Raw genomic sequence first — 26,103 nt, forward strand, 5'->3', positions numbered from 1 at the left:
TTGAACGAAAATGGGCAGCTTCAAGATCGCTATTATCGGCGCCGGCAGCGTCGGTTTCACCAAGAAGCTTTTCACCGATATCCTGTCCGTGCCGGAGCTCCGCGACGTCGAGTTCGCCTTGACGGATCTGAGCGAGCACAATCTCGGCATGATCAAGACGATCCTCGACCGGATCGTCGAGGCGAACGGGCTACCGACGCGCGTGACGGCAACCACCGATCGCCGCAAGGCGCTCGAGGGCGCCCGCTACATCATCAGTTGCGTTCGGGTCGGCGGCCTCGAGGCCTATGCCGACGATATCCGAATTCCGCTGAAATACGGCGTCGATCAATGTGTCGGCGACACGATCTGTGCTGGCGGCATCCTCTATGGCCAGCGCAACATCCCGGTGATCCTCGACTTCTGCAAGGACATCCGAGAGGTGGCCGAGCCGGGCGCAAAGTTCCTGAACTATGCCAACCCGATGGCCATGAACACCTGGGCGGCGATCGAATACGGCAAGGTCGACACGGTTGGGCTCTGCCATGGCGTCCAGCACGGCGCCGAGCAGATCGCCGAGATCCTCGGCGCCAGGGATGGCGAGCTCGACTATGTCTGCTCGGGCATCAACCACCAGACCTGGTTCATCGACGTTCGCTTGGGCGGCCGCAAGATCGGCAAGGACGAACTCGTTGCCGCCTTCGAGGCCCATCCGGTCTTCTCCAAGCAGGAGAAGCTCAGGATCGACGTGTTGAAGCGCTTCGGAGTCTATTCGACGGAGAGCAACGGCCATCTCTCCGAATATCTGCCCTGGTACCGCAAGCGCCCCGACGAGATCACCAAATGGATCGACATGTCGGATTGGATCCATGGCGAGACCGGTGGGTATCTGCGCTATTCGACCGAGACCCGCAACTGGTTCGAGACGGAATATCCGCGCTTCCTTGAAGAGGCGGCGAGACCCCTCGACACGATCAAGCGCTCGAACGAGCATGCGAGCCACATCCTCGAAGCGCTCGAGACCGGGCGCGTCTATCGCGGCCACTTCAACGTCAAGAACAACGGCGTGATCACCAACCTGCCGGCGGACGCAATCATCGAATCCCCTGGCTTCGTCGATCGCTTCGGCATTAACATGGTGTCCGGCATCACGATCCCCGAGGCCTGTGCCACCACCTGCATCTCGTCGATCAATGTCCAGCGCATGTCTGTACATGCGGCGATCACCGGCGACATCGATCTTCTGAAGCTCGCGGTGCTGCACGACCCGCTGGTCGGGGCGATCTGCACGCCGGAGGAGGTCTGGCAGATGGTCGACGAGATGGTCGTCGCCCAGGCTGAATGGCTGCCGCAATACGCCCATGCCGTCGCGGCGGCCAAGGACAGGCTCTCCCGGTCGACGGTGAAGACCCGCGAATGGACGGGTGCTGCGCGGCGCGAGGTACGCTCCATCGAGGAAATCCGCGCCGAGAAGGAAGCCGCGAAGTTGCGCGCCGCCGGGTAGTTCCGGCTGATGGTGATAACCGCTACCCCTCGGGCCCGGGACTGCACCTCACCCTAGCCCTCTCCCCGCAGGCGGGGAGAGGGGACTAAGTGGATGCCGCGAGTCCCTTCGCCCCGCCTGCGGGGAGAAGGTGGCCGGCAGGCCGGATGAGGGGCAGTCCCCCGGCCAAACGGGGTAAGCGCGCGGGCCAAACCGCCCGCGCATCGAAATGACGGCACGAGCACATTCGCGTGAGGAGACGCGGGTACTTGTGAGGCAGGAGGAATGCCACCCGTTCCGGGATGGCAAATTTAGGAGGGAGAACCTGAGGCAATGAAAACGCATCGACTGACAACGACGGCCAGCCTGCTGATCGGCATTTCCGCCTTTGCCGTGCAGGCCTTTGCGGCCGAACCAACCGTGGTGCCCGAGCAGCCGCCCGTGCCCGCGCAGGGCAAGATCACCTATGTGCCGCGCGATTCCATCCTCGAATTCAAGGCCTTGCCTGAATATCACGAGCCGGAATGGGTAACGGAGAAATTCGTCAAGGCCGGCAAGCTGCCGCCCGTTGCCGAGCGCCTGCCGAAGGAGCCGATGGTCTTCAAGACCGGCAACATGCCGGACGGCGCCGGCGTCTATGGCGACGTCATGCGCCATGTGATCGGCGGCCGGCCGGAAGGCTGGAACTACAGCGCCGGCCAGACTCAAGGGTGGGGCGGCATCGACATCGGCATGTCGGAATGCCTGACGCGCACCGCGCCGCTCTACCAGGTCGAGGCCAGCGACGTCGAACCGCTGCCGAACCTCGCCAGGAGCTGGGAGTGGTCCGAGGACGGCCACAAGCTCACCATGCATCTGATCGAGGGCGCGAAATGGTCCGACGGCGACCCCTTCGATGCCGACGACGTGATGTTCTACTGGGACGACAACGTCGTCGATCCGAACGTTTCGCCGCTGAACGGCGCGACGCCGGAGACCTTCGGCGAGGGAACGACGCTCAAGAAGGTCGACCAGTACACGGTCGAATGGACCTTCAAGGAGGCCTTCCCGCGCCAGCATCTCTATGCCATGGCCTATGGCACCTTCTGCCCCGGTCCGTCGCATATCCTCAAGACCAAGCATCCCAAATATGCCGGCACGACCTACGACCAGTACAAGAACGGCTTCCCGCCGGAATACATGAACATTCCGGTGATGGGCGCCTGGGTTCCGGTCGCCTACCGGCCGGACGACATCATCGTGCTGCGTCGCAATCCCTTTTATTGGAAGGTCGACGAGGCCGGCAACCAGCTGCCCTATCTGAACGAAGTCCACTACAAGCTGTCGACCTGGGCGGACCGCGACGTTCAGGCGATCGCCGGATCGGGTGATTTCTCCAACCTCGAGCAGCCTGAAAACTTCGTCGAATCGCTGAAGCGCGCCGCCGACGAGAAAGCGCCGGCCCGGCTCGCCTTCGGCCCGCGCGTCATCGGCTACAATCTGCGCATGAATTACTCGGCCAATGGCTGGGGAGAGCCGGACGAACGCGCCCAGGCGGTTCGCGAACTCAACCGCAACCTGGATTTCCGCCAGGCCGTCACCATGGCGGTCGATCGCAAGAAGCTCGGCGAAGCGCTGGTGAAGGGCCCCTTCACGGCGATTTACCCCGGCGGGCTTTCCTCCGGCACGAGCTTCTATGACCGCAACTCGACCATCTACTATCCCTTCGACCTCGAAGGCGCCAAGGCGCTACTCGAAAAGGCCGGCCTGAAGGACACGGACGGCAATGGTATCGTCAACTTCCCGCAAGGTACCGCCGGCGGCGCCGACGTGCAGATCGTGATGCTCGTCAATTCCGACTACGGCACCGACCGCAATCTCGCCGAAGGCCTCGTCGGCCAGATGGAAAAGCTCGGCCTCAAGGTGGTGTTGAACTCGGTCGACGGCACCAAACGCGATGCGACGCAATATGCCGGCAAGTTCGACTGGCTGATCCGCCGCAACGACCAGGAGCTGACTTCCGTCGTGCAGAATACGACGCAGCTCGCCCCCACTGGCCCGCGCACCAGCTGGCATCACCGGGCACCCGAAAGCGGCAAGGTCGATCTCCTGCCGCACGAGCAGGAACTCGTCGACATCGTCAACAAGTTCATCGCGAGCAACGACAACGAGGCGCGCGCCGATCTGATGAAGCAGTTCCAGAAGGTCTCGACGGAGAATGTCGATACGGTCGGGCTCACCGAATATCCGGGGGCGCTGATCATCAACAAGCGCTTCTCGAACATTCCTCCGGGCGCGCCGATCTTCATGTTCAACTGGGCGGAAGATACGATCATCCGCGAGCGGGTGTTCGTCGCGGCGGACAAGCAGGGCGACTACGAACTCTATGCCGAGCAGCTTCCCGGCAAGCCGGGCGACAGCGGCCCGAGCAACTGAACGTGATCGTCTCCCCGGCTCCTGACGATCGGAGCCGGGGGATCGCCCTTCACTCCGCGGGTGGCGGCTTGCCGGCACCCGAACGGAAAACCGATGGAAGGAAACGACATGTTCAGGTTTCTGCTTGTCCGCGTCGCCTCTGCCATTCCGGTGCTGTTCGTCCTGAGCGTGGTGACCTTTGCCATCATCCAGGCGCCGCCCGGCGACTATAGCGACTACATCCGCTCCCAGCTGATCAACCAGGGCGGCGCCTCCTTCGAGGAAGCCGACGCCCAGGCGCAGGCCTATAGCAAGGAACACGGTCTCGATAAGCCGCTGCCGCTCCAATACGTCAACTGGGTGACCGGCATCGTGACGCGCGGCGACTTCGGCCACAGCCTCTATTACAACAAGCCGGTTGCCGACGTCGTCGGCGAGCGCCTGCCGCGCACGCTTGCGCTGGCGCTGGTCTGCCACATCCTCGCTTCGGTCATCGGCATCGGCTTCGGCATTCTTGCCGCGACCCGGCAATATTCCTGGGTGGACAGCCTGCTTTCGACCGTCTCCTTCCTCGGCATGACGGTGCCGCGCTTCCTGATGGCGCTGATCATCGTCTATGTTCTCGTCTTCCATTTCAATGTGAGCGAGATCAACAGCTTCCATTCCGCCCGCTATGGCGGTGCGCCCTGGTCGTGGGGCAAGTTCGTCGACCTGGTGAAGCATGTCTGGCCGGTCGTGGCGATCGCCACCCTCGGCGGGCTCGCCTACAATATGCGCGTCATGCGCGGCAACCTGCTCGACACGCTGAACGCCCAATATGTCGAGACGGCGCGCGCCAAGGGCCTGAGCGAGGGTGCCGTCGTCATGCGGCATGCGGTTCCGAACGCGCTGCACCCGCTCATCATGTATCAGGGCGTCGTGCTTCCCTACATGCTGACCGGCGAGATCGAGACGGCGATCATCTTCGCGCTGCCGACCGTGGGGCCGGCGATCGTCGGTTCCATGTGGGTGGGTGACGTCTATGTCACCGCGACCTTCATGCTGGTGCTCTCGGCAACGCTGATCGTCGGCAACATCATCGCCGACATGCTGCTCGCCGCGCTCGATCCGCGGGTGCGCATGGGAGGGGGGGCCTACGCATGACCATCGAAGCCCACAGCACCGTGCCGATTGCCATGCAGCCGGAAGAAAAGCACCACCACGAGAGCTATACCGCGCTCGTCTGGCGGCGGCTGAAGCGCTCCTGGACGGGCCTGCTCGGCCTGATCCTCGTCAGCCTCCTGATCCTCATGGCGATCTTTGCCGATTTCCTGTCGCCGGTCGATCCGAAGGCGACCGGCGTGGCCTTCGCACCGCCACAGGCGATCAGCTTCACCGACAAGGACGGCAACTTCGTCTTCTCGCCGCGCAGCTACCCGGTGCGCGAGACGGAGGAGCTCGACCCGATCACCTTCCAGCCGATCATCGGTCCCGACTACGAAAACCCGCAGATCCTCGGCTTCTTCGTCAAGGGCGCGCCCTACAGGCTCCTCGGGCTGATCCCGGCCGAGCGCCATTTCTTCGGCGCCGTCGACGGCACGCCGGTGCATCTGCTCGGCACCGACAAGTTCGGCCGCGACGTGCTGTCGCGCATTCTCTACGGGTCGCGCATCTCGCTGATCATCGCGCTGACGGTGGTCTCCATCGTCACCGTGGTCGGCACGACGGTCGGCATGGTGTCGGGCTATTTCGGCGGGCGCTTCGACGCCTGGATGCAGCGTTTCGTCGAGCTCGTGCTGGCCTTCCCGCAATTGCCGCTCTACCTGGCGCTCGCCTCGTTGATCCCGGTCACGGCGCCGACCAACGTCTTCCTTGCCTTCGTGGTCATCGTGATGTCGGCGCTCGGCTGGGCGCAGATGTCGCGCGAGGTGCGCGGCAAGACGCTGGCGCTCGCCCGCATCGACTATGTGCGAGCGGCGATCGCAATCGGCGCGACCGACCGGCGCATCATCTTCCAGCACATTTTCCCGAATGTGATGAGCCATGTGATCGTCGCCGTCACGCTGGCTATCCCGCAGGTGGTGCTGCTCGAATCCTTCCTCGGCTTCCTCGGCTTTGCGGTCAAGCCGCCGCTCATTTCCTGGGGGTTGATGCTGCAGGATACGGCAAACTACTCGGCCATCGGATCCTATCCGTGGATCCTCTCGCCCGTCGCCTTCGTGCTCGTCACCGTCTTCGCCTTCAATGCGCTGGGTGACGGCTTGCGCGACGCAATCGACCCCTATTGAGGAGCACGCCGATGGCAACGATCGAAAACAATGTCCCGGCACCGCAAGAGCGGACCGACCGCCATACGAAGGAAACGCGGCCCGTCATCGACGCCCGCAAGGTGGCTGTCAACTTCAAGGTAGAGAACGGCACGGTCGAGGCGGTGAAGGACGTTTCGTTCCAGCTCTATCGCGGCGAGACCGTGGCGATCGTCGGCGAGTCCGGCTCGGGCAAGTCGGTGACGGCCCGCACCATCATGGGGCTTCTTTCCAAGCGCGCCACGATCGCCGCGCATTCGCGCATCGAGTATGACGGCCGCGACGTCCTGAAATTCTCGGCGCCGCAGCGCCGGGCGCTGCGCGGCGACCGGATCTCGATGATCTTCCAGGAGCCAATGAGTTCGCTGAACCCGGTCTATACGATCGGCAGCCAGATCATCGAGGCGATCCGGGCGCATCGCCGGATGAGCCGCCGTGCGGCGGCGGCCCGCGCGCTGGAATTGCTGCAGCATGTGCAGATCCCGGACCCGGAGGCGCGGCTCAACCAATATCCGCACCAGCTTTCCGGCGGCCAGCGCCAGCGCGTGATGATCGCCATGGCGCTTGCCAACGACCCGGACGTGTTGATCGCCGACGAGCCAACGACGGCCCTCGACGTCACCGTGCAGGCGCAGATCCTCAACCTGATCCGCAAGCTGCAGCAGGAGCTCGGCATGGCGGTGATCCTGATCACCCACGACCTGACGGTGGTGCGGCAATTCTCCGACTACGTCTATGTGATGCAGCTCGGCGAGGTGAAGGAACACAACACGACGGCGGCGCTCTTTGCCAACCCGCAGCATGCCTATACGCGCCGGCTGCTTGCCTCGGAACCATCAGGCTCGGCGAAGCCGCTGCCGGACAATGCGCCGATCATGCTCGACGGCCGCAACGTCCGGGTCTCGTTCATGCTGAAGAAGGGCGGCTTCTTCAAGCCGGAGCTGAAGGAGCTCGTCGCGGTCGACAGCCTGAGCCTCAATCTGCGCCGGCATGAGACGCTCGGCCTCGTCGGCGAGTCCGGATCCGGCAAGACCACTTTCGGCCAGGCGCTGATCCGGTTGATCAACACCGATGCCGGCGAGATCTATTACGACGGCGAGCCGATCCATAACAAGGACCGCTGGGGCATGCGCCCGTTGCGCTCGCGGATCCAGATCGTCTTCCAGGATCCGTTTTCCTCGCTCAACCCGCGCATGTCGATCGGCCAGATCATCGAAGAGGGCCTGATCGTCAACGGCATCGGCGAAAACCGCAAGGACAGGCTCGCGCGCGTAGAGGATGCGCTGGTCAGCGCCGGCATGCCGGCCAATATCCTGTCGCGCTTCCCGCACGAATTTTCCGGCGGCCAGCGCCAGCGCATCGCGATTGCCCGCGCCATCGCACTTGAGCCGGAATTCATCCTGCTTGACGAGCCGACCTCGGCGCTCGATCTCTCGGTGCAGGCTCAGATCATCGAGCTCCTGCGCAAGCTGCAGGACGAGCGGGGCCTCAGCTACCTCTTCATCTCCCATGACCTGAAGGTCGTGCGCGCGCTCTGCCACCGCGTCGTGGTCATGCAGCACGGCAAGATCGTCGAAGAGGGGCCGGTGAACGAAATTCTTTCCAATCCCAAGACTGCCTACACGGAGCGGCTCGTCAGAGCCGCCTTCGAAGTGGCCGCGTGACTTCCAAGAAAAGAGGCTATTCCATGACCAGACAACCCAAGATCACCTTCATCGGCGCCGGCTCGACCGTCTTCATGAAGAACATCATCGGCGACGTCTTGCAGCGGCCGGCGCTTTCGGCCGCGACCATCGCGCTGATGGACCTGAACCCGGAGCGTCTCGCCGAAAGCGAGATCGTCGCTGGCAAGCTGGTGCGCACCCTCGGCGTCAAGGCCAAGGTCGAAACCTATTCGAACCAGCTGAAAGCGCTCGAAGGCGCCGACTTCGTCGTCGTCGCCTTCCAGATCGGTGGCTACGAGCCCTGCACCGTCACCGATTTCGAGGTGCCGAAGAAATACGGTCTGCGCCAGACGATCGCCGACACGCTCGGCGTCGGCGGCATCATGCGCGGGCTTCGCACCGTGCCGCATCTCTGGAAGATCTGCGAGGACATGCTCGCCGTCTGCCCGGAAGCGATCCTCCTGCAGTACGTCAACCCCATGGCGATCAACACCTGGGCGATCGCCGAGAAATACCCGACGATCAAGCAGGTCGGCCTCTGCCATTCGGTCCAGGGAACGGCCTTCGAGCTTGCCCGCGACCTCGACATTCCGCTGGACGAAATCCGCTACCGGGCGGCCGGCATCAACCACATGGCCTTCTACCTGAAGTTCGAGCATCGGCAGAAGGACGGCAGCTATCGCGACCTCTACCCGGACCTGGTCCGCGGCTATCGCGAAGGGCGGTTCCCGAAGCCCAGCCACTGGAACCCGCGCTGCCCGAACAAGGTGCGCTACGAGATGCTGACGCGGCTCGGCTATTTCGTCACCGAGAGCTCGGAGCATTTCGCCGAATACACGCCCTATTTCATCAAGGACGGCCGTCCCGACCTGATCGAGAAATTCGGCATTCCGCTCGACGAATATCCGAAGCGCTGCATCGAGCAGATCGAGCGCTGGAAGGGCCAGGCGGCGGCCTTCAAGGAGGCCGAGACGATCGAGGTGGAAGAAAGCCACGAATACGCTTCGTCGATCATGAACTCGGTCTGGACCGGCGAGCCTTCGGTGATCTACGGCAATCTCAGGAACAATGGCTGCATCACCTCGCTGCCGGAAAATTGCGCGGCGGAAGTGCCGTGCCTCGTCGATGCCTCCGGCATCCAGCCGACCTATATCGGCGCACTGCCGCCGCAGCTCACCGCGCTGATCCGCACCAACATCAACGTCCAGGAACTGACGGTCCAGGCGCTCGTCACCGAAAACCGCGAGCACCTCTATCACGCGGCGATGATGGATCCGCACACGGCGGCCGAGCTCGACCTCGACCAGATCTGGTCGCTCGTCGACGACCTGCTCGTCGCCCACCGAGACTGGATCCCGGAATGGGCCCGGGTTTCGAAGAAGGTACAGGCCGCCTGATTCCTTTCTCCCGGTCAGGCGACCACATGGCCCCGGAACGCACGCGTTCCGGGGCCTTTCTTCGAGTGCCGCCAGCCGCGAGGGCGCAGGGGAAGCACCGGCCTCGGCCGGGCGGGTCAGGGCAGCAATGCACTGTCTTCACGAGCGCGATCGAGCACGTAGCCGAGATCGTCGGGAAGCATGAAGCCATCGGCGATCAGTCCTTCCGAGACACGTTTGACCGCGGCGACATAGGCTTCGCTATCGGCATAGCGGTCGCTCAAGGGGTCTCGACTATCGGCATTGCTTCGTTCTCTGGGGAAGGGGATGAAGGTACCGGTAAGGCTGCAGAGCTCGCCTTCTCCGAAGCCCGTCTTGCGGAGGTTCCAACCGGCATAGGTCCCAAGCGGCGCCTGAACATAGGCCATCCTGATACCGCCGAACGGATTGCCGTCCGCATCGACGGCGGGCAGATAGACAGGATAGGCCTTGCCGCGCGACGGCGGCTGTGAGGAATAGTCCATCACCCTGAGTTCGTTGAAGACCGGCCGCGCCACCTCGCCATTGATCTTCGGCAGTTTCAGCTTGTCCAGGCTGACAAGCGTTCCGTCTGTCAGGCTTGGATAGCGGCTGGGAGGTGGAGCCTTGTTATGCGACACCCAGTCCGCCATCGCCACATACACCGCTCGCATGACCGGCGCGGTGCTCAGCGGATTGGTCGGAAAGGCGCAGGCCGCTTCCTCGCCGGATTTCGCCGACCAACTATTGGAGTGCGGCGCCCCAGCGATGAAATAGAGCCGCACATTGTCAGGCATCTCGATCTGTTTGCCATCCGGTGACGTCGTGACCAGGGAAGCGCCAGCCTGCCAGAACTCGGTCGACGTGTCGGTATGCATGATCTTCGGGCACGTGTCCGTCGGGCTGCAGGCCGAAAGAATGCTGCCGCTCTCGCCGCTCATGGGATCTCGGGTTTCGGTGTAGGTGAAGGGGAACTGATCGCCTGGATAGTCGTGGTCCTCGTGCTGGCGCGAATAGCGTCCCGGCTGGGCGAAGCGGAAGTTGGTAAAGGTCTTGCGCGAGCCGGCGATATGCGGGATCGCCCCGTCGAAGACCTTGTTGCCTTGCTCGTCGGCGTTGAAGCCCTGGTAGATCAGGTCGCGAAGGAAGCGCCCCGATTGGGAGATGCCGATGCCGATCGCGTGCTTCACACCGTCAAGCGGATTCTCCACGTCGTGACCCGCATTGCCACGCAGAAACGAGATCAGGTCGCTCGTGGCAGCGAAGCCCAGGCCGGCGGGAACCGCATCCTTGGCCGGGTAGACGAATTCATAGATCGCCCCGGCGTCCATCTCCGCAGGCCGGGTGATCTCGATTTCCGTGGGGCTCAGATATCTGAAGCCCAGCCCGGTCCTGTGTTGCGCCTCGTCCGCCTCCCTGGCGCGGACGGTCAGCCTGGCTTTCGACGGATCGAGGTCCGCCGCCGGATAGGTCAGTTTCGCGGTACTCGTTTGGCCCGGTTTGTCAAAGATGAACTGTTCGCGCGACGGGCCGGTGACGCCGCCGAGCACGGGCAGGTCGAGGTTCAGAAACTCATCGGCAAGACCCGTCTGCCAGCCGCTCCAGACGATGGTATCACCGCGGTTCATGAGAAACCCGTCGCCGGCCTCCATTGGGGTGGACGGGACGCTGGTAGACTCGCTGCGGTTGAGTAGTTGGAAGCTCAGGTTCCTGCCGCGGTTCGGCACCTCGTAGAGAAGAAACGCCGAGCGCTGCGCCGCATTCGACGGCCTCAGGATCGAGACCTCCGTGCTGAAGACGACTTCCCCCGACGCGTTCACCGGAGCCTTGTCGATATCGACGACACCGGCAAGGCGCGGCGACTTCGGATCGACGGCAAAGGTTGCGATCGCATCGATCCGTTCATAGGCGCCCGCCTGGCCGAAGGTCTTGCCTTGAAAGACAGTCCCAACCGCCTTGATCTCAAAGATGGTGACGCGGGCCCAGGCGCTGCTGGACAGCAGCGCGAAGGACACCATGGCTGATAGAAAGGTCAGGCGTTTCCGCATATGAATTCCCTCCTGTTTGGATTCGGTCACGGAACGGCAGCGCGTGCATTCCCGGGCTGGCGACCCTGCTGTTAGACCAGGCCAGGCACGACGAAGACCAGCCAGGCGACCACCGGCCCGATGATGGCGATCAGCGCGCTGTAGACCAGCAGTTGCCGCAGCACGTGCTCGCGCTTGTCGTCCGGCGCATTGGCGACGACGAGGGCGCCGTTGGTCGAAAACGGGCTGGTGTCGACGATCGTCGTCGAGATGGCGATGGCGGCCACGACGCCGATGGCGCTGATGTGGCCCTGCAGCAGGAACGGTACCGCGAGGGGGATGATGGCGCCGAGCAGCGCCGTCGAGGAGGCGAAGGCCGAGACGATCGCCCCGGTGAAGCACAGGAGCAGCGCCACCAGCAACGGCATGCCGAGGCTTGAAATGCCGCTGGCCACATAGTCGACCGTGCCGGCCTTTTCCATGACGCCGACATAGGTGATGATGCCGGTGATCAGCAGTACCGTCGACCAGCTCACCTTGTCGATCGCCGCCTTCTGGGTCTTCGGCGAGATGAGCGCAAGCACAACGGCAACGGTGATCGCCACCAGCCCCACATTGAACTTGAAGACCAGGGCACCGATACCGAGCGCCGTCAGGCCGACCAGGGTGGAGATCATTTCCGGGGTGAGGCGCAATGTCTGTAGGGTGTCCGCCGCCGTACCGTAGGCGTGTTCCCTGATCGGCTTGGCGGGCGTGCCGCCGTGACCCCGGATCGATGCGGATACGCCCTCGGGGTGGAGCTCGGGCAGCGGCCCGGCCGAAGCCGGTTTCTGTTTCATGACCTTTGCACCGCCGAAGACGAAGAACACCAGCACGGCGATCGCAAGGTTGAAGAAGAAGCTGGAGAGGAACAGCGATGTCGGGGCGAAGGGCAGGCCGGCTTTGACGACGATCTGGTTGGTGATGCCGCCATAGACGCTGATCGGCGAGAAGCCGCCGGCCTGGGCGCCGTGGATGACCATCAGGCCCATCATCGCCGGGTGGATGCGGTATTGGACGGCAAAGCTCAGCGCCACCGGCGCAAGAATGGCGACGGCCGCCGGCCCGAGCGCACCGAAGCCGGTAATGACCGCAGCGACGAGGAACATCACCCAGGGGATCCAGGCGACATGGCCGCGCACCAGCCGCACGGCGCATTCGACGAGCCAGTCGATCGTGCCATTGATCTGGGCGATGGCGAAGAGATAGGTGACGGCGACCAGCGTCAGGAACAGGTCGCTCGGGAAGCCGGCGAAGATGTCGCTGGCCTTCATGCCGATGATCAGCGATCCGAGCAGAAAGGTGCAGCCGAAGGCCAGCGCGCCCATGTTGATCGGCTGGATGGTCGCGATGACGAACATGCCGACCAACAGCAGTATGGATAGGATTTCGATGCCCATGATTCCCCTCCCTCCGGCGCCTCAGCGCCGGCAGTTCGCGATTTTTCAAGTTTGAAGTTATCCCGAGCGCCTTCCTCCCAGAGGGCGCACGAGGCGGCTTACGTCCTTATATAAAGGTCGGCGTATTGCTGCCGCAGGACGTTCTTCTGGACCTTGCCCATCGTGTTGCGCGGCAAGTCGTCGGCGAAGATGATGCGTTTCGGCTGCTTGTAGCGCGCGAGCCGGTCCTTGAGCGCGCCAAGAATGGCGCTCTCATCGAGCGCCGCATGGGGCTTGCACACGACGATGGCGGTGACGCCCTCGCCGAAATCGGGATGCGGAACGCCGATCACGGCGCTTTCGGCGACCCCGTCGAGCTGATCGATCTCGCCCTCGACCTCCTTGGGATAGATATTGTAACCGCCCGAAATCACCAGGTCCTTGCCGCGGCCGACAATGTGGACATAGCCGTCCCTGTCGATCTTGCCGAGGTCGCCGCTGATGAAGAACCCATCAGTAGTGAATTCCGCGGCGGTCTTTTCCGGCATCCGCCAGTAGCCCTTGAAGACATTCGGCCCCTTGATTTCGATCATCCCGGTTTCCTCCGCCGGCAAGGTAGCGCCGGTGGCGGGATCGGTGACGCGCACCGTCACGCCGGGCAGCGGGAAGCCGACCGTTCCGGCTATCCTGTCGCCGTCATAGGGGTTCGAGGTGTTCATGTTGGTCTCGGTCATGCCATAGCGCTCGAGGATGGCGTGCCCGGTACGCTTCGCGAACTCGACATGCGTCTCGGCGAGCAGCGGCGCAGAGCCGGAAATGAAGAGGCGCATGGCGGCGACCGCCTGCCGGTCGAGGCGCGGGCTCTGCAGCAGGCGGACGTAAAAGGTTGGAACGCCCATCAGCAGCGTCGCCTCAGGCATCAGCGACAGGACCTCGTCCGGATTGAACTTCGGCAGCAGGAACATCGAGGCGCCGGCCAGCAGCGTGACATTCGTGGCGACGAACAGCCCGTGCGTATGGAAGAGCGGCAGGGCATGGATCAGCCGATCGCCGGCGGTGACGCGCCAGTAGTCGCGCAGGGTCGTGGCATTCGAGAGCAGGTTTCCGTGGGTGAGCATCGCCCCCTTGGAGCGGCCCGTCGTTCCCGAGGTATAGAGGATCGCCGCCAGGTCATCGGCGTTGCGCGACGCATCGACGAAGCCGGCCGGCTCTTCGCGGGCGAGATCGAGAAGCGAGCCGGTGCCGTCGGCGTCAAGCGTTTCGACGATCGCGCCGTAGGGCTCTGCGATCGTCCTGACGCTCTCCCGGGCGCCCGGCGAAACGACGACCAGGCGCGGCTCGGCATCGCCGATGAAATAGTCGAGTTCCGCGAGCGTATAGGCGGTGTTGAGCGGCAGGTAGACCGCACCGCTGCGCAGGCAGGCGAGATAAAGGATCAGCGCCTCGGCGCTTTTCTCCACCTGCACCGCGACCCGGTCGCCCGGGCGGATGCCGAGCGTATCGATCGCGCTGGCGATGCGGCCCGAAAGGTCGAGCGCGTCATCATAGGTCCAGATCCGGCCGCCATTGATGCGGATGAACGGCGCATCGCCGGCAGCGGCGGCCCGAATGGCGTCGAAAAGATGGTTGCTCACTTGCGCCCTCCTCCAATCTTGTCGTTCATGACCTGTGCGAACGGTCGTGACATTTCGCTCCTGCTGCCGCGGCGGCTTTCGCCGTTTCGGCCGAGCAGGCCTTTGACGGCCGGCGATGCGGTAACCTCGCCGCGCTGCGCCAGGGCCTCGTGGTTCGCCTCGATGTCCTCGAGCTTGTAGAGATAGTTGACCATCAGCCCGTGCGCCTGCTGCATCGCCTTGGCCGAGCGGTCGCCGAGGAAGTTCAGCCTTTCCAGGCGGGCGCCATTGCCGAGATGGAAGCGGGCGACCGGATCGAGCGGGCGACCCTCCGGCGTGCGCTCGATCAGGAAATAGTGGGCTGCGAGCGGCAGCAGCAGGGGCTCGATCTTGCTTGCCGCGTTCGCGTCGTCGGCCCATGCGGGATCGTCGAGCAGGTCCAGAACCTTGCGCTCGTCGTCGGTCAGCGGCGGCTCGGCGTCCGAACTGCGCGCCCTGGCAAGCCAGCGGGCAAAGCCCGGAACCGGCGAAAGCGTGACGAAGTTCTTGAGACCGGGCAGGTCCCTGCGCAGATCCTCGACCACCTGCTTGATCAGGAAATTGCCGAACGAGATGCCGCGCAGGCCCTCCTGGCAGTTGGAGATCGAATAGAAGACGGCGGTCGTCGCCTGATCGGGATCGATCTGCTCGCGGCCCTCGTCGAGCACGTCCATGATGGCGCCCGGCACGGATCGGGTGAGCGCCACCTCGACGAAGACGAGCGGCTCGTCGGTGAGCCGCGGGTGGAAGAAGGCGAAGCAGCGCCGGTCGGCCGGCGCCAGGCGTCGGCGCAATTCCTCCCAGCCGGCGATTTCGTGCACCGCCTCGTATTTGATGATCTTTTCCAGGATGTGCGCCGGCGTCGACCAGTCGATGGGACGGAGCGTCAGGAAGCCTCGATTGAACCAGGAGCCGAACAGGTGGGTGAAATCCGCATCGAGAGCGCGATATTCTCCCGATCGATCATTGGAAGCGAGAAGCTGCTGGCGCATCCGGACCAGCTTGGCCGTTCCGCTCGGTGCATGGTTCAAGCGGCGCAGCAATTCCTGACGGCGTGGTTCCGCCGCCCTGTGGAGTGCGATGATCGCCGCGGGGCTCTTTTCCGCGCGGTACCTGTCGACCGCCTTGTCGAGCTTCGCCGTATCGGCGCCGAATTTTTCAGAGAGCATCTGCAGGAACTGCTCAACCCCGGCGCTATCGAGCTTGCTCCAGCGCCCGAGGATCTCGGCGGCGATAGCCATACCGGATGCTTCGCCGCGGCTCGACAGCAGCATCTCGCAAAGCGTCTCGAGATCGGCTTCGACAACCGAGTCCGCGGAGCGCGAAGCGGAAAACAAAAGCTTGCGTCCGCGCTCGGTGATGCCCTGCAGCATATCGCTGAAAAACGAGGTTCCGGGCATGCCATTCTCCTCCTGCTGCATGGATGCATCGACAGTCTAGTCTATCGACGCGTACCGGCATTCTCATTTTCGAGCTGGCAGTATGGTATATAAACTGGCACATTACGTGTGCGACGTCAATGATCGTGTATACAAGAATTGAAATCCTGCATTATAGAGGCAGAGCGGATGTCCGAGAATGCTGGCCGGTGGCTCCGGGACGAAATCGAAAACGCAATCCTTTCCAACGAGTTCGGTCCCGGGGAGCGGCTGGACGAAATGGTGCTCGCCAGCCGCTTCGGCGTGTCGAGAACGCCGGTCCGCGAGGCGCTGATGCAGCTCAATGCGATAGGCCTTATCGAAATTCGACCGCGGCGCGGCGCCGTCGTCATCGATCCGGGACCGCATCGCATCTATGAAATGTTCGAGGTCATGGCGGAACTCGAGGGCCTCGCCGGTTCACTCGCCGCCCGCCGCCTTGACGAGCCGTCCCGGCAGGCGATCACGGCGGCACACAAGCGCTGCGAGCACTCGGCCGAGGCCGGCGACAGCGACGCCTATTATTACGACAACGAGGAATTCCATAAGGCCATCTATGCGGCCAGCCGTAGCGAGTTCCTCGAGGAGCAATGCACGCAACTGCACCGGCGGCTGCGCCCCTATCGTCGACTGCAGCTACGGGTGCGCAATCGTCTCTCGACATCCTTCTTGGAACATTGCGGCATCGTTGACGCGATCTTCGCCGGGGACGGGGAGGAGGCCCGCCGGCTGCTACGTTCTCACGTCGGCATCCAGGGCGAGAGGTTCAGCGATCTGGTCGCCAGCATGGCGACCAGATGAGCGGGATACCGTCCGGCCGATCGCGTTCTGGAATTCCAGACTCCTATAGCCGGATTTGACCGGGTCGATCCCTCCTTTGAGAGCCATTCCGATTGCGACCCCGTTGCGGCGTCCGTCTGTCGCGCGCGTGCGACGGGTGGTCATTGGGTCCCAACGAAGTGGAGGACGGCAAGCCGTTGTGCGGACCGCCTGCCAGGACCGCGCTTGGAACGGGGCTGACATCGTGCTCCTCTTGACCCGCCGGCGCCGCAATCTGGAAAATCCGTGAGAGATGTGCTACATATCTGACTATCTGACTAGGTGATCGACGATGGGCAAGAACGCGGACCTGACGAAGTTGAAAAAAGCTCGCGGACAAAACGCGGGCGGATGGTGGAAGCTCGAAGACGCCAAGGCGCGCTTCAGCGAGGTGGTGCGGCACGCGCGCGAGGACGGGCCGCAGCGCGTGACAGTGCGGGGCAGGGATGCGGTTGTAATTATGAGCGCCGAGGAGTTCGATCGGCTCGTACCCGAGAAGCCGCGAGCACCGTTCGTCGAATTCATGGAAAGTCTGCATCTTGGCGGGCTCGATCTTGAACGCGAGATGGATCGAGGCCGGGATATCGAACTTTGAAGGGTTGGTTGCTCGACACCAACGTCGTGGGCGCACTGATCAATCCGAAGGGTGCGCCTTCGGTAAAGATGTGGGGAGCCGATCAGGATGAGGAAGCCTTCTATATCAGCGTCCTGACACTGGCCGAGTACGACAAGGGCATTCACAACCTTTCGGAGGACCATGCCGACCGGCCGCGCTACATGGCGGCGCGCGACGCGCTAGCCGAGCGTTTTGGCCGGCGGGTCCTCTCGCTTGACGACGTCATCGTGCGGCAATGGGGACGAATTTCAGGGGAAGTGAAACGCGACAGCGGTCACGCCCCGCCTGTGATCGACACGATGATCGCAGCGACGGCGATCGAACATGACCTCTATCTTGTCACGCGCAACGTGAAGGACGCTCGGCCATCCGGCGCAATAATCTTCGATCCGTGGAATGACGATGCTGAGAAATTCCCGCTGAGCCCTCGCGGCCGCTGAGTGTCCGCGACAGAAATAATGGCCGGCCTCATGGGAGATCGGCCCTTTGAGGTCGGGAGAAGGGGCGAGGCCGAAAGCTCGCCGGTTGCGGTTTAGCCGAGAGACGCCATCGGGAGTTCGGCCGCCTTCCGGTCGACGGACCGGGATTGTCGACGTGGCGCTCGAACGGCTTCCAGGTTTCGCCCACGCCCCGTCGCACCCACGTCCGCGCGTCGGAGACAATCGCCTGACTTCGCACTATGGGACACTTCCAGCTAGCGCCATGCTGCCGTCATTCGAATCCATTCCTTGGTCCTGGCTTCCGGGTCGGCGTTGAGCGTGATGTCGGTGACGACGGCAGCGCTGGCGGCACCATGGGCGAAGACGCCGTCGATCCGCTCGGGATTGAGCCCGCCGATGGCGACGAGCGGCAGTGGCGACACGCGCTCGCGCCACGTGGAAAGCCGCGCCAGACCCTGCGGTGCCCATTTCATTTTCTTGAGGATCGTAGGATAGATCGGCCCGAGCGCCACGTAGTCGGGCGCGGCGGCAAGCGCTGTTTCGAGCTCATTGTCGTCATGAGTGCTCACCCCGAGTTTCAGCCCGGCGGCCCGGATCGCGGCCCGATCGGCAGCGGCGAGATCCTCCTGACCGAGATGGACGAAATCGCAAGCCTCCTCGATCGCCAGCCGCCAATAATCGTTGACGATCAACTGGCATTGATGGGCCGCACAAACCGCCTTGGCCCTGCGGATCTCGCCGCGAAGCTCTTCATCACTTTGCTCCTTGATCCGGAGCTGCACCAGTTTGACGCCGAGCGGTACCAGCCGCTCGATCCAACGGACGCTGTCGACGATGAGATAGAATGGGTCGAGCTTCACGAGAAGACCGCCTTTCCGATGATGGGCGTGGAGGGAACGGCCATGTCGCGCGGCTCCAGCATGCCGGCGCCATGGGCCATGTGGCCGGCCTCGATCGCCTTGGCGAAGGCTTCGGCCATGGCGGCCGGGTCGGCGGCGGCGGCGACCGCGGTGTTGAGGAGCACGGCGTCATAGCCGAGTTCCATGACCGTTGCCGCATGCGAGGGGCGGCCGATGCCGGCGTCGACGATCAGCGGTACGTCCGGAAATTCCCCGCGCATGGCACGCAGCGCCGGCAGGTTCTGCGGACCCATGGCGCTGCCGATCGGCGCACACCAGGGCATCAGCACCTTGCAGCCGGCTGCGACAAGCCGTTCCGCGACGACCAGATCGTCGGTCGTATAGGGAAACACCTCGAAGCCTTCGCCGGCGAGGATGCGGGCCGCTTCGACAAGGCCGAAGACGTCCGGCTGCAGCGTGTCGTGATGGCCGATCACTTCCAGCTTGATCCAGTTGGTCGCAAACACCTCGCGCGCCATCTTCGCGGTCAGCACTGCCTCGGACACAGAGTGGCAGCCGGCCGTGTTCGGCAGGACGCGCACGCCGAGCTCGCGGATCAGATCGAAGAAGGCGCCGCCCTGGCGACCGCCGGCCGTCTCGCGGCGCAGCGACACCGTGACGATATCGGTGCCCGAGCGCCGCACCGCCTCCGCAAGCATGGCCGGCGATCGGTATCGGGCGGTGCCGAGCAGCAACCGCGAGCGCACTTCGGTTCCATAGAATTGCGGCACGATCAGCCTCCCTGCATCGGCGACAGGATTTCGATGCGGTCACCCTCGGAAAGCCGGCAAGCGCCGCGATCCTGCCGGTGCACCAGTTCACCATTGAGGGCGGTTGCCAGCCACTCGCCCTCGTATTCGAGCGCCAGAAGAAGGTCGGACAGCGTCGTTGCGCCACTCTCCAGGGCCTCCCCGTTGACGATGTAGGTCATTGGATGGCTCCCTGTCGGAAAGATGGATTGGGGGAGAACGGCGGATGCTTCGCACCGCAGAGCCTTTCTGCCAGTTGCCGCGCCATGGCGGGGGCAAGCAGAAAGCCGTGGCGGTGCATGCCGGCGATCGCGAAACCGTCGTCGTGGTCGAGGACGCGTGGCAGGTTGTCGGCGAAGGCCGGGCGGATGCCCACGCCTGTCTCCACGAGGCGAGCCTCGCCGAAGGCAGGATGTACGGCGTAAGCGGCGTTCAGGAACTCCATCACCGAGCGGGCGGTGATCGGTCCGTCATCATCGGTCTCGATCATGGTCGCGCCGATCATGAAGCGATGGCTGTCGCGCGGGACGATATAGAGAGGGTGGCGTGGATGAAGCAGTCGGACTGGCCTTGAGAGGCTGATCTCCGAGGTTTCAAGAAAGAGCATCTCACCGCGGACGCCACGAAGGCCGGGCGTGGTGGCGATCGCCGCCGCGCCCGTGCATTCAACCACGGCCGAGTAGGATGTTTCGGACGGCGCGTCGGCACTGCCGAGATGGAAGCGGACGCCTCTCTCGACGAGCGCCGCGTAAAGACCGGCCATTGCCTTTCGCGGATCGAGATGGGCTTCTTCGGAAAAGAACAGCGCGCGTTCGAAGCGGCCTGCGAGGTCCGGTTCGAGTTCTCCGATCGCATTGCCGCCGACCCATTCGTAACCGCGGGTGCGGGCGGCGAAGCGATCGAGTTCACCACTGTCCCGTCCTGCGGCGAGGACCAATGTGCCCCTGCGGATGACTTCGCCGGGGACGGCCTCCTCCCACCAGTCGGCGGAAGAAAGCCCGAGCGTCAAGACCGCTTCATCCGCCGCTTCGCGCTCGCAATAGGGCGCGAGCATGCCGCCGGCATAGCTGGACGCGCCGGCCCCGATGGTTTCCGCCGCATCCACCACCTCCACCGCGATCCCGCGGCGGCTGAGCTCGAAGGCGGCGGCAAGGCCGGCGACGCCGGCACCCTTGACCAGAACCGTCATCTCACTCTCCCGGCTGCGCTTCCGAGGCTTGCGCGACCGGCATGTAGAGGTCGCCGCCGTCGCGGTATTTCGCCGCCATCGCCTCGAGGCCTTCCTTCTGCGCCTCGGCGCGGATGTCGTGCGAAATCCGCATCGAGCAGAATTTCGGGCCGCACATCGAGCAGAAGTGCGCCACCTTGTGCGCCTCCTTCGGCAGCGTCTCGTCGTGGAAGTTACGGGCCGTCTCCGGATCGAGCGACAGGTTGAACTGGTCCTCCCAGCGGAACTCGAAGCGGGCCCGCGACAGCGCGTCGTCGCGGACGCGGGCGGCCGGATGCCCCTTGGCGAGGTCGGCGGCGTGCGCAGCGATCTTGTAGGTGATGACGCCCACCTTCACGTCGTTGCGGTCGGGCAGACCGAGATGCTCCTTCGGGGTGACGTAGCAGAGCATGGCGGTGCCGAACCAGCCGATCATCGCCGCGCCGATGGCGGAGGTGATGTGGTCGTAGCCGGGCGCGATGTCGGTCGTTAGCGGTCCGAGTGTGTAGAACGGCGCCTCGCCGCAGACGGCGAGCTGCTTGTCCATGTTCTCCTTGATCTTGTGCATCGGCACGTGGCCGGGGCCCTCGATCATCACCTGGCAGTCCTTGGCCCAGGCGATCTTGGTCAGCTCGCCGAGCGTTTCGAGCTCGGCGAATTGCGCCGCGTCGTTGGCATCGGCGATAGAGCCGGGACGCAGGCCGTCGCCCAGCGAGAAGGAGACGTCATAGGCGCGGCAGATGTCGCAGATCTCCTCGAAATGCTCGTAGAGGAAGCTTTCGCGATGGTGATGCAGACACCACTTGGCCATGATCGAGCCGCCGCGCGAGACGATGCCGGTGACGCGATTGACCGTCAGCGGGATGTAGTGCAACCGCACGCCCGCATGGATGGTGAAATAGTCGACACCCTGCTCGGCCTGCTCGATCAGCGTGTCGCGGAAGACCTCCCAGTTGAGATCCTCGGCAATACCACCGACCTTCTCCAGCGCCTGGTAGAGCGGGACGGTGCCGATCGGCACCGGCGAATTGCGGATGATCCATTCGCGGATGTTGTGGATGTTGCGGCCGGTCGAGAGGTCCATGACGGTGTCGGCGCCCCAGCGCGTCGCCCAGACCATCTTCTCGACTTCCTCTGCCATCGACGAGGTGACGGCGGAGTTGCCGATATTGGCGTTGATCTTCACCAGGAAATTCCGTCCGATGATCATCGGCTCGGTTTCCGGATGGTTGATGTTGGCCGGGATGATCGCCCGGCCGCTAGCGACCTCCTGGCGGACGAATTCCGGCGTGACGAAATCGGGAACCGCTGCGCCGAAGCTCTCGCCGTCGCGGGCGAGCGCTTCCTTTGCAGCCTTGCGGCCGAGGTTCTCGCGGATGGCGATGAACTCCATTTCCGGCGTGATGATGCCGGCGCGCGCATAGGCGAGCTGGGTGACGGCCTGTCCAGGCTTGGCCTTCAGCGGCTGGTGGCGAACCGGAAATTCCGGCGTCAGCCGCTCGCCGGTCGCAAAGCCGTTGTCCTCCGCCTTGACCGCACGGCCGTCGTAGCTCTCGACATCACCGCGCTTGAGGATCCAGTCGCGGCGCAGCCGCGGCAGGCCGGCGTCGATGCGGATATCGGCATCATCGAGCGTGTAGGGTCCGGAGGCGTCATAGACGGTGACCGGCGGCTCGCCGGAGGTCGGATGCAGCGCGATCTCGCGCATCGGCACGCGGATGTCGGCATGGATCTCGCCCGGCTTGTAGATCTTGCGGGAGGCCGGCAATGGCCCTTGCGTGACCGAAGGCGCGGCGGCGAGAGGCTTGAAAACATTCATCTTGAGGCTCCAAAGTTTTCGCGTTGGAGACCCAGTTCTGAAGCCGGAAGGATGAAAAGACGCATCGCCGAGGATCGCGGGAAAATGGAATCCTGGCATCAAGCGTCTGCACCGTCCCTACGCCAGTATGAACTGGATCAGGTTCAACGGGTCACTGCGCGCTCTAGCAGTATCTCAGCCCCTTGCCGGGACCCCCCTGGTGAATGACGCCAATAGTCACTGTAATCGCCGCGCCGTCAAGACTGTTTTTGGATGGGATGGGCGCGAGGTCGCGACTGCACGGCGGGTGGATGCCGCGCGTTGGAAGTCCGGCCCTGGGACCGCGCATTGCAGTTGGCCAATTCGACGGATGTGTGATGGATGGTCTATCGAGATCGGTATCGGAAAGCCCCGACAAAGGCGCCAAAGGCCGGTGAGAGTTGGCGGCGGCTGGTGTAGTAGAGATGATAGCCCTGAAAGGTCGGGCACCAATCCTGGAGGACCTCCTGGAGTCGACCGCCCTCAACGTACGATCGGATGAGGTCCCTTGGCGCATAGGCCAAACCTACGCTGTCGAGGGCCGCGTCGATCGCTGGTCTGATGCTATCTAAAGTCAGTTGGCCGTCCACCCGGACGCTGAATTCGCGTGCGTTCTTCTCGAACTCCCAAGCATAGAGCGTGCCTGACGTCGGAAGCCGCAGGTTGACGCAATTATGGTCGGTCAGGTCATGCGGGTTTCTCGGCACGGAACAGCGCGCAAAATAATCAGGTGATCCGACCACTGCATAGGTGACGTCGGGTCCGATGCGAACCGCCACCATGTCGCGCGCAATCGCCTCACCGAGCCGGACGCCGGCGTCGAACTGGCGTTCGACGATATTCGTTAAGCCATTGTCGACAATGAGTTCCACGTTGATCTCTGGGTAGTCTCGCAGGAACGCCGGCAGCCTGGGGCGAAAGACCAACTGGATGGCGTCATCGGGACACACGATACGGACATGGCCCGAGGGCTTGTCGCGCAGGGCGCTGATCGCACTGATTTCGGCGGCGATGCTTTCAAAATGAGGTTCGATGCTCTCCACGAGGCGATCGCCGGCCGCCGTGGGTGCGACGTCACGCGTTGTCCGAGCGAGGAGACGGACGCCAAGCCGTTCCTCAAGCGCTCTGATCGTGTGACTGAGGGCGGAGCGGGTGACGCCCAGCTTGCCGGCCGCCCGCGTAAAACTCCGCTCCCGTGCGACCTCGAGGAACGCTCGCATCTCAGTGAACTCGTCACGTCGCATTGTTGAATCTCCTTCACCTAGACATGCAGATTATAGCTGCTAGTCGGCCAATACCAACCCAGCTATCTAGTCTGGCAACGGACAGGAGAGCACGGAATGGCCATCGGACTGACACTGGGCGAGACCCTTTCTGCAGAAAGGCCGACGACACCATGGGTTGCCGTTGCCTGCCTCTCGCTGCTGACCTTTCTCCTCGTCGGCTTGGAGTTCATGCCGGTGAGTCTCCTCACTCCGATTGCCCACGACCTGGCCATCTCTGAAGGTCAGGCCGGACAGGCGATTACCGTTTCCGGGTTCTTCGCCGTCATCACCAGCCTGTTCGGCAATGCCCTCCTGACCAGGCTCGACCGGAAAACGGTCGTCCTGCTCTATACGGCGGTGCTGGTCGCCTCGAGTCTGGCCGTTGCCCTCGCGCCCAGCTTCGTCGTCTTTCTGGTCGGACGAGCACTGGTCGGCATCTCGATCGGCGGCTTCTGGTCGCTCTCGACCGCCATCCTGGCGCGCCTGGCATCGGGACCCGACCTGCCCAAGGCCATCGCCCTGCTTCAAGGCGGCACCGCCTTCGCGCTCGTCCTTGCTGCGCCGCTCGGCAGTTTCCTCGGCGGGCTGATCGGATGGCGGGGCACGTTCCTTTTAACGGTGGCGGTGGGCCTTGCCGCACTGGTTTGGCAACTGGCCGCCCTACCGAAGATGCCGGCAACCGCAGCCGTATCCGTGCGCAGTATCTTCGGGCTTCTGCGCAACCGCACATTCGCGATCGGAATGGCGGCGACCAGTCTCGCCTTCATTGGCCAGAACTCGCTGTCGATCTACCTGCGTCCGTTTCTCGAAAGCGTCACGCACGTCGAGTTGAACCTGCTTTCGATCATGCTTCTTGGACTGGGCCTCGGCGGCCTGGCTGGAACGTCCGTCGTCGGATTTGTCCTCCGGCGACATCTCGCCGCCCTGCTCGTCGGACTGCCGACCGTGCTGGCGATCCTCGCCCTTCTGCTGATCGCCGTTGGCCCCTTCGTGGCAGTCACTGCCGCTCTGTTGGTGCTGTGGGGATTCTTCACGGCGCCGATACCGGTGGCCTGGAATACCTGGATGACCAGGGTCATTCCCGACGATCTCGAAGCAGCCGGCGGATTGCAGGTAGCACTGATCCAGTTGGCTATCGCCGGCGGCGCCTCCGCGGGCGGAGCGCTGTTCGATATCGCTGGATGGTGGAGCGCCTTCCTCCTCGCCGCCGTCCTGCTGGCTGGATCGGCCCTGCTTTCCGCGGCCGCGAGCCCCCGCACCTAAGCCTCGAGGTTCACATAGGAGATCGTCATGCCTCAAGGAATCGAAAGCAAGGTCGTAGTCATCACTGGCGCAAGCAGCGGACTTGGCGAGGCCACGGCCGGTCATCTCGCCGCGCGGGGCGCCTCGGTCGTCCTCGGCGCGCGGCGGAGCGACCGTATCGAGGCATTGGCCGCGGAGCTGAGGGCCAAAGGGTACAAGGCTCGGGCTGTTCCAACCGACGTCACCGATCGGAGCCAGGTCAAGAACCTGGTCGATACCGCCGTGCAGGAGTTTGGCCGCATCGACGTGATGCTGAACAACGCCGGCCTGATGCCCCTTGCCCCACTCGAACGACTGAAGATCGACGAGTGGGATCGCATGATCGACGTCAACATCAAGGGCGTGCTGTATGGCATCGCTGCGGCATTGCCGTACATGAAGGCCCAGAAATCCGGGCACATCATCAACGTCTCCTCCGTCTACGGCCATGTGGTCGATCCAGGCGCCACCGTCTACTGCGCCACCAAGTTCGCCGTCTGCGCCCTGTCCGAGGGGCTGCGCAAGGAAGTGAAGCCTTACAATATTCGTACGACGATCATTTCGCCCGGCGCCGTCAGCACCGAACTTATCGAGCACATCAGCGAGAAAGATATCCAGGCCGGCACAAGGGACGTCGTCAGCAAGATCGCGGTCGGAGCTGACACCTTCGCCCGCACCGTCGCATTCGCGGTGAACGAGCCCGACGATGTCGACATCAATGAAATCCTGTTCCGACCGACCGCACAATCGGTCTGAGGAGATCAGGCATGGCGAAGAGTTCTCCGTATCTCACGCGTCGCACGGTTCTCGGAGCCTTGGCGGCCGCGGCAGTGCCCCATGCGGCAAAGGGGCAGGAAGGACGCGATCCGGCCAGTCAGGAACCGACCGACGTCAGGATCAGGATAGCCTTCAACGGTCTGACCCAGACGGCATCGCTCTACGACAATCCAACGGCGCGCGATCTGGCGTCGATGCTGCCTCTGGATCTCAAGATTGAGGACTACGGCAAGAACGAGAAGATCGTCCATCTGCCGCGCAAACTCACGGAGGAAGCCAGCGGTCCGTTCGCGAACGAGAGCCCCGGCGACCTCTGCTACTTCAAGCCATGGGGCAACCTGGCGCTGTTCTACGCCGACTACCGCTGGGACCGGTTGATCCGGCTCGGCCGCTTCGAAGACGGCTTCGACCCGCTCCTGGTGCGCGGCGAGTATCCGGTCCGCATCGAGCGCATCTGACGGTGACGTCTCCCGGTTCAAGAGCTCGATTTCATTCCTTC

General features: G+C 63.6%; 22 protein-coding genes and 1 riboswitch. Of the genes, 12 read left to right on the plus strand and 10 right to left on the minus strand.

The features are described 5' to 3' along the window. Window positions 1-10: 10 nt before the first annotated feature. The 6 genes from melA (N181_RS13810) (at window position 11) to melA (N181_RS13835) (ending at window position 9,202) form a co-directional block, all read left to right on the plus strand. A complete protein-coding gene (gene melA / locus N181_RS13810) occupies window positions 11-1,483 on the plus strand; it encodes an alpha-glucosidase/alpha-galactosidase (RefSeq protein ID WP_037433020.1) in 1,473 nt (490 codons plus the stop codon). 312 nt (window positions 1,484-1,795) lie between these two features. Continuing rightward, window positions 1,796-3,877: an ABC transporter substrate-binding protein gene (locus N181_RS13815; RefSeq protein WP_037433022.1), complete on the plus strand. Its 2,082-nt coding sequence runs from the start codon at window positions 1,796-1,798 to the stop codon at window positions 3,875-3,877. A gap of 108 nt (window positions 3,878-3,985) precedes the next feature. Beyond that, on the plus strand, window positions 3,986-4,999 hold the full coding sequence (locus N181_RS13820; protein ID WP_037400903.1) for an ABC transporter permease: 1,014 nt from the start codon (window positions 3,986-3,988) through the stop codon (window positions 4,997-4,999). Beyond that, window positions 4,996-6,123 (plus strand): ABC transporter permease, encoded by a 1,128-nt coding sequence (locus tag N181_RS13825; protein WP_037400880.1) that lies wholly within the window; start codon window positions 4,996-4,998, stop codon window positions 6,121-6,123. The genes N181_RS13820 and N181_RS13825 overlap by 4 nt, the downstream gene beginning before the upstream one ends. Before the next feature lie 11 nt (window positions 6,124-6,134). Then, on the plus strand, window positions 6,135-7,805 hold the full coding sequence (locus N181_RS13830; protein ID WP_037433024.1) for an ABC transporter ATP-binding protein: 1,671 nt from the start codon (window positions 6,135-6,137) through the stop codon (window positions 7,803-7,805). 23 nt (window positions 7,806-7,828) lie between these two features. Then, on the plus strand, window positions 7,829-9,202 hold the full coding sequence (melA, locus tag N181_RS13835) for an alpha-glucosidase/alpha-galactosidase (protein WP_037433059.1): 1,374 nt from the start codon (window positions 7,829-7,831) through the stop codon (window positions 9,200-9,202). Between the two features lie 116 nt (window positions 9,203-9,318). Here the strand turns inward: melA (N181_RS13835) and N181_RS13840 are convergent, their stop codons facing one another. The 4 genes from N181_RS13840 to N181_RS13855 all read right to left on the minus strand — a co-directional run bounded on the left by N181_RS13840 (window position 9,319) and on the right by N181_RS13855 (window position 15,696). Then, window positions 9,319-11,247 carry an alpha/beta hydrolase domain-containing protein gene (locus N181_RS13840; RefSeq protein ID WP_060563440.1) on the minus strand — a complete coding sequence of 643 codons (1,929 nt, stop codon included), beginning with the start codon at window positions 11,245-11,247 and terminating at the stop codon, window positions 9,319-9,321. A gap of 71 nt (window positions 11,248-11,318) precedes the next feature. Next, window positions 11,319-12,665 (minus strand): SLC13 family permease, encoded by a 1,347-nt coding sequence (locus N181_RS13845; protein ID WP_037433027.1) that lies wholly within the window; start codon window positions 12,663-12,665, stop codon window positions 11,319-11,321. A gap of 98 nt (window positions 12,666-12,763) precedes the next feature. Continuing rightward, window positions 12,764-14,278 carry a malonate--CoA ligase gene (locus N181_RS13850; RefSeq protein ID WP_037400889.1) on the minus strand — a complete coding sequence of 505 codons (1,515 nt, stop codon included), beginning with the start codon at window positions 14,276-14,278 and terminating at the stop codon, window positions 12,764-12,766. Then, complete coding sequence (locus N181_RS13855; protein ID WP_037433030.1) at window positions 14,275-15,696, minus strand: malonyl-CoA decarboxylase; 1,422 nt, start codon at window positions 15,694-15,696, stop codon at window positions 14,275-14,277. The genes N181_RS13850 and N181_RS13855 overlap by 4 nt, the downstream gene beginning before the upstream one ends. A 168-nt stretch (window positions 15,697-15,864) precedes the next feature. On the opposite strand from N181_RS13855, the gene N181_RS13860 reads away from it, so the two are divergent. The 3 genes from N181_RS13860 (at window position 15,865) to N181_RS13870 (ending at window position 17,589) form a co-directional block, all read left to right on the plus strand. Next, window positions 15,865-16,515 carry a GntR family transcriptional regulator gene (locus N181_RS13860; RefSeq protein WP_037400895.1) on the plus strand — a complete coding sequence of 217 codons (651 nt, stop codon included), beginning with the start codon at window positions 15,865-15,867 and terminating at the stop codon, window positions 16,513-16,515. A 310-nt stretch (window positions 16,516-16,825) separates the two neighbouring features. Then, window positions 16,826-17,128 carry a type II toxin-antitoxin system Phd/YefM family antitoxin gene (locus tag N181_RS13865; RefSeq protein WP_014332579.1) on the plus strand — a complete coding sequence of 101 codons (303 nt, stop codon included), beginning with the start codon at window positions 16,826-16,828 and terminating at the stop codon, window positions 17,126-17,128. Beyond that, the gene (locus tag N181_RS13870) at window positions 17,125-17,589 is read left to right on the plus strand and encodes a type II toxin-antitoxin system VapC family toxin (protein WP_060563442.1); all 465 of its coding nucleotides are present in this window, start codon (window positions 17,125-17,127) and stop codon (window positions 17,587-17,589) included. The genes N181_RS13865 and N181_RS13870 overlap by 4 nt, the downstream gene beginning before the upstream one ends. Before the next feature lie 254 nt (window positions 17,590-17,843). On the opposite strand, the gene N181_RS13875 is transcribed toward N181_RS13870, so the two are convergent. From N181_RS13875 to N181_RS13900, 6 genes are all read right to left on the minus strand, one after another. Continuing rightward, entirely contained in the window at window positions 17,844-18,449 is a 606-nt protein-coding gene (locus N181_RS13875) for a thiamine phosphate synthase (RefSeq protein ID WP_037433033.1), read from the minus strand. Then, window positions 18,446-19,219: a thiazole synthase gene (locus N181_RS13880; RefSeq protein ID WP_037399265.1), complete on the minus strand. Its 774-nt coding sequence runs from the start codon at window positions 19,217-19,219 to the stop codon at window positions 18,446-18,448. Before N181_RS13880 ends, N181_RS13875 begins: the two co-directional genes overlap by 4 nt. A 2-nt stretch (window positions 19,220-19,221) precedes the next feature. Continuing rightward, on the minus strand, window positions 19,222-19,419 hold the full coding sequence (gene thiS, locus N181_RS13885) for a sulfur carrier protein ThiS (RefSeq protein WP_037433037.1): 198 nt from the start codon (window positions 19,417-19,419) through the stop codon (window positions 19,222-19,224). Beyond that, window positions 19,416-20,426 (minus strand): glycine oxidase ThiO, encoded by a 1,011-nt coding sequence (gene thiO / locus N181_RS13890; protein ID WP_037399271.1) that lies wholly within the window; start codon window positions 20,424-20,426, stop codon window positions 19,416-19,418. Before thiO ends, thiS begins: the two co-directional genes overlap by 4 nt. 1 nt (window position 20,427) lies before the next feature. Beyond that, window positions 20,428-22,263 (minus strand): phosphomethylpyrimidine synthase ThiC, encoded by a 1,836-nt coding sequence (gene thiC, locus N181_RS13895; protein WP_037433040.1) that lies wholly within the window; start codon window positions 22,261-22,263, stop codon window positions 20,428-20,430. A 96-nt stretch (window positions 22,264-22,359) separates the two neighbouring features. Next, window positions 22,360-22,471: riboswitch (TPP riboswitch) on the minus strand. A gap of 157 nt (window positions 22,472-22,628) precedes the next feature. Next, window positions 22,629-23,525, minus strand: a complete 897-nt coding sequence (locus N181_RS13900; RefSeq protein ID WP_037433042.1) for a LysR family transcriptional regulator — start codon at window positions 23,523-23,525, stop codon at window positions 22,629-22,631. Between the two features lie 96 nt (window positions 23,526-23,621). On the opposite strand from N181_RS13900, the gene N181_RS13905 reads away from it, so the two are divergent. From N181_RS13905 to N181_RS13915, 3 genes are read left to right on the plus strand one after another with little or no spacing between them, the layout of a single operon-like run. Beyond that, window positions 23,622-24,809 (plus strand): MFS transporter, encoded by a 1,188-nt coding sequence (locus N181_RS13905; protein ID WP_037433045.1) that lies wholly within the window; start codon window positions 23,622-23,624, stop codon window positions 24,807-24,809. Between the two features lie 27 nt (window positions 24,810-24,836). Then, the gene (locus tag N181_RS13910; protein WP_037433048.1) at window positions 24,837-25,583 is read left to right on the plus strand and encodes an SDR family oxidoreductase; all 747 of its coding nucleotides are present in this window, start codon (window positions 24,837-24,839) and stop codon (window positions 25,581-25,583) included. A gap of 11 nt (window positions 25,584-25,594) precedes the next feature. Next, window positions 25,595-26,062 carry a cyclophilin-like fold protein gene (locus N181_RS13915; RefSeq protein WP_037433051.1) on the plus strand — a complete coding sequence of 156 codons (468 nt, stop codon included), beginning with the start codon at window positions 25,595-25,597 and terminating at the stop codon, window positions 26,060-26,062. Window positions 26,063-26,103 lie beyond the last annotated feature (41 nt).

The sequence above is a fragment of the Sinorhizobium fredii USDA 205 genome (genome assembly GCF_001461695.1).
Taxonomy (GTDB): Bacteria; Pseudomonadota; Alphaproteobacteria; order Rhizobiales; family Rhizobiaceae; genus Sinorhizobium; species Sinorhizobium fredii.

Coding starts and splice junctions, on each gene's coding strand:
- melA (WP_037433020.1), top strand. CDS start 11: ATGGGCAGCTTCAAGATCGCTATTATCGGCGCCGGCAGCGTCGGTTTC.
- N181_RS13815 (WP_037433022.1), top strand. CDS start 1,796: ATGAAAACGCATCGACTGACAACGACGGCCAGCCTGCTGATCGGCATT.
- N181_RS13820 (WP_037400903.1), top strand. CDS start 3,986: ATGTTCAGGTTTCTGCTTGTCCGCGTCGCCTCTGCCATTCCGGTGCTG.
- N181_RS13825 (WP_037400880.1), top strand. CDS start 4,996: ATGACCATCGAAGCCCACAGCACCGTGCCGATTGCCATGCAGCCGGAA.
- N181_RS13830 (WP_037433024.1), top strand. CDS start 6,135: ATGGCAACGATCGAAAACAATGTCCCGGCACCGCAAGAGCGGACCGAC.
- melA (WP_037433059.1), top strand. CDS start 7,829: ATGACCAGACAACCCAAGATCACCTTCATCGGCGCCGGCTCGACCGTC.
- N181_RS13840 (WP_060563440.1), bottom strand. CDS start 11,247: ATGCGGAAACGCCTGACCTTTCTATCAGCCATGGTGTCCTTCGCGCTG.
- N181_RS13845 (WP_037433027.1), bottom strand. CDS start 12,665: ATGGGCATCGAAATCCTATCCATACTGCTGTTGGTCGGCATGTTCGTC.
- N181_RS13855 (WP_037433030.1), bottom strand. CDS start 15,696: ATGCCCGGAACCTCGTTTTTCAGCGATATGCTGCAGGGCATCACCGAG.
- N181_RS13860 (WP_037400895.1), top strand. CDS start 15,865: ATGTCCGAGAATGCTGGCCGGTGGCTCCGGGACGAAATCGAAAACGCA.
- N181_RS13865 (WP_014332579.1), top strand. CDS start 16,826: ATGGGCAAGAACGCGGACCTGACGAAGTTGAAAAAAGCTCGCGGACAA.
- thiS (WP_037433037.1), bottom strand. CDS start 19,419: ATGACCTACATCGTCAACGGGGAGGCCCTGGAGAGTGGCGCAACGACG.
- thiO (WP_037399271.1), bottom strand. CDS start 20,426: ATGACGGTTCTGGTCAAGGGTGCCGGCGTCGCCGGCCTTGCCGCCGCC.
- thiC (WP_037433040.1), bottom strand. CDS start 22,263: ATGAATGTTTTCAAGCCTCTCGCCGCCGCGCCTTCGGTCACGCAAGGG.
- N181_RS13900 (WP_037433042.1), bottom strand. CDS start 23,525: ATGCGACGTGACGAGTTCACTGAGATGCGAGCGTTCCTCGAGGTCGCA.
- N181_RS13905 (WP_037433045.1), top strand. CDS start 23,622: ATGGCCATCGGACTGACACTGGGCGAGACCCTTTCTGCAGAAAGGCCG.
- N181_RS13910 (WP_037433048.1), top strand. CDS start 24,837: ATGCCTCAAGGAATCGAAAGCAAGGTCGTAGTCATCACTGGCGCAAGC.
- N181_RS13915 (WP_037433051.1), top strand. CDS start 25,595: ATGGCGAAGAGTTCTCCGTATCTCACGCGTCGCACGGTTCTCGGAGCC.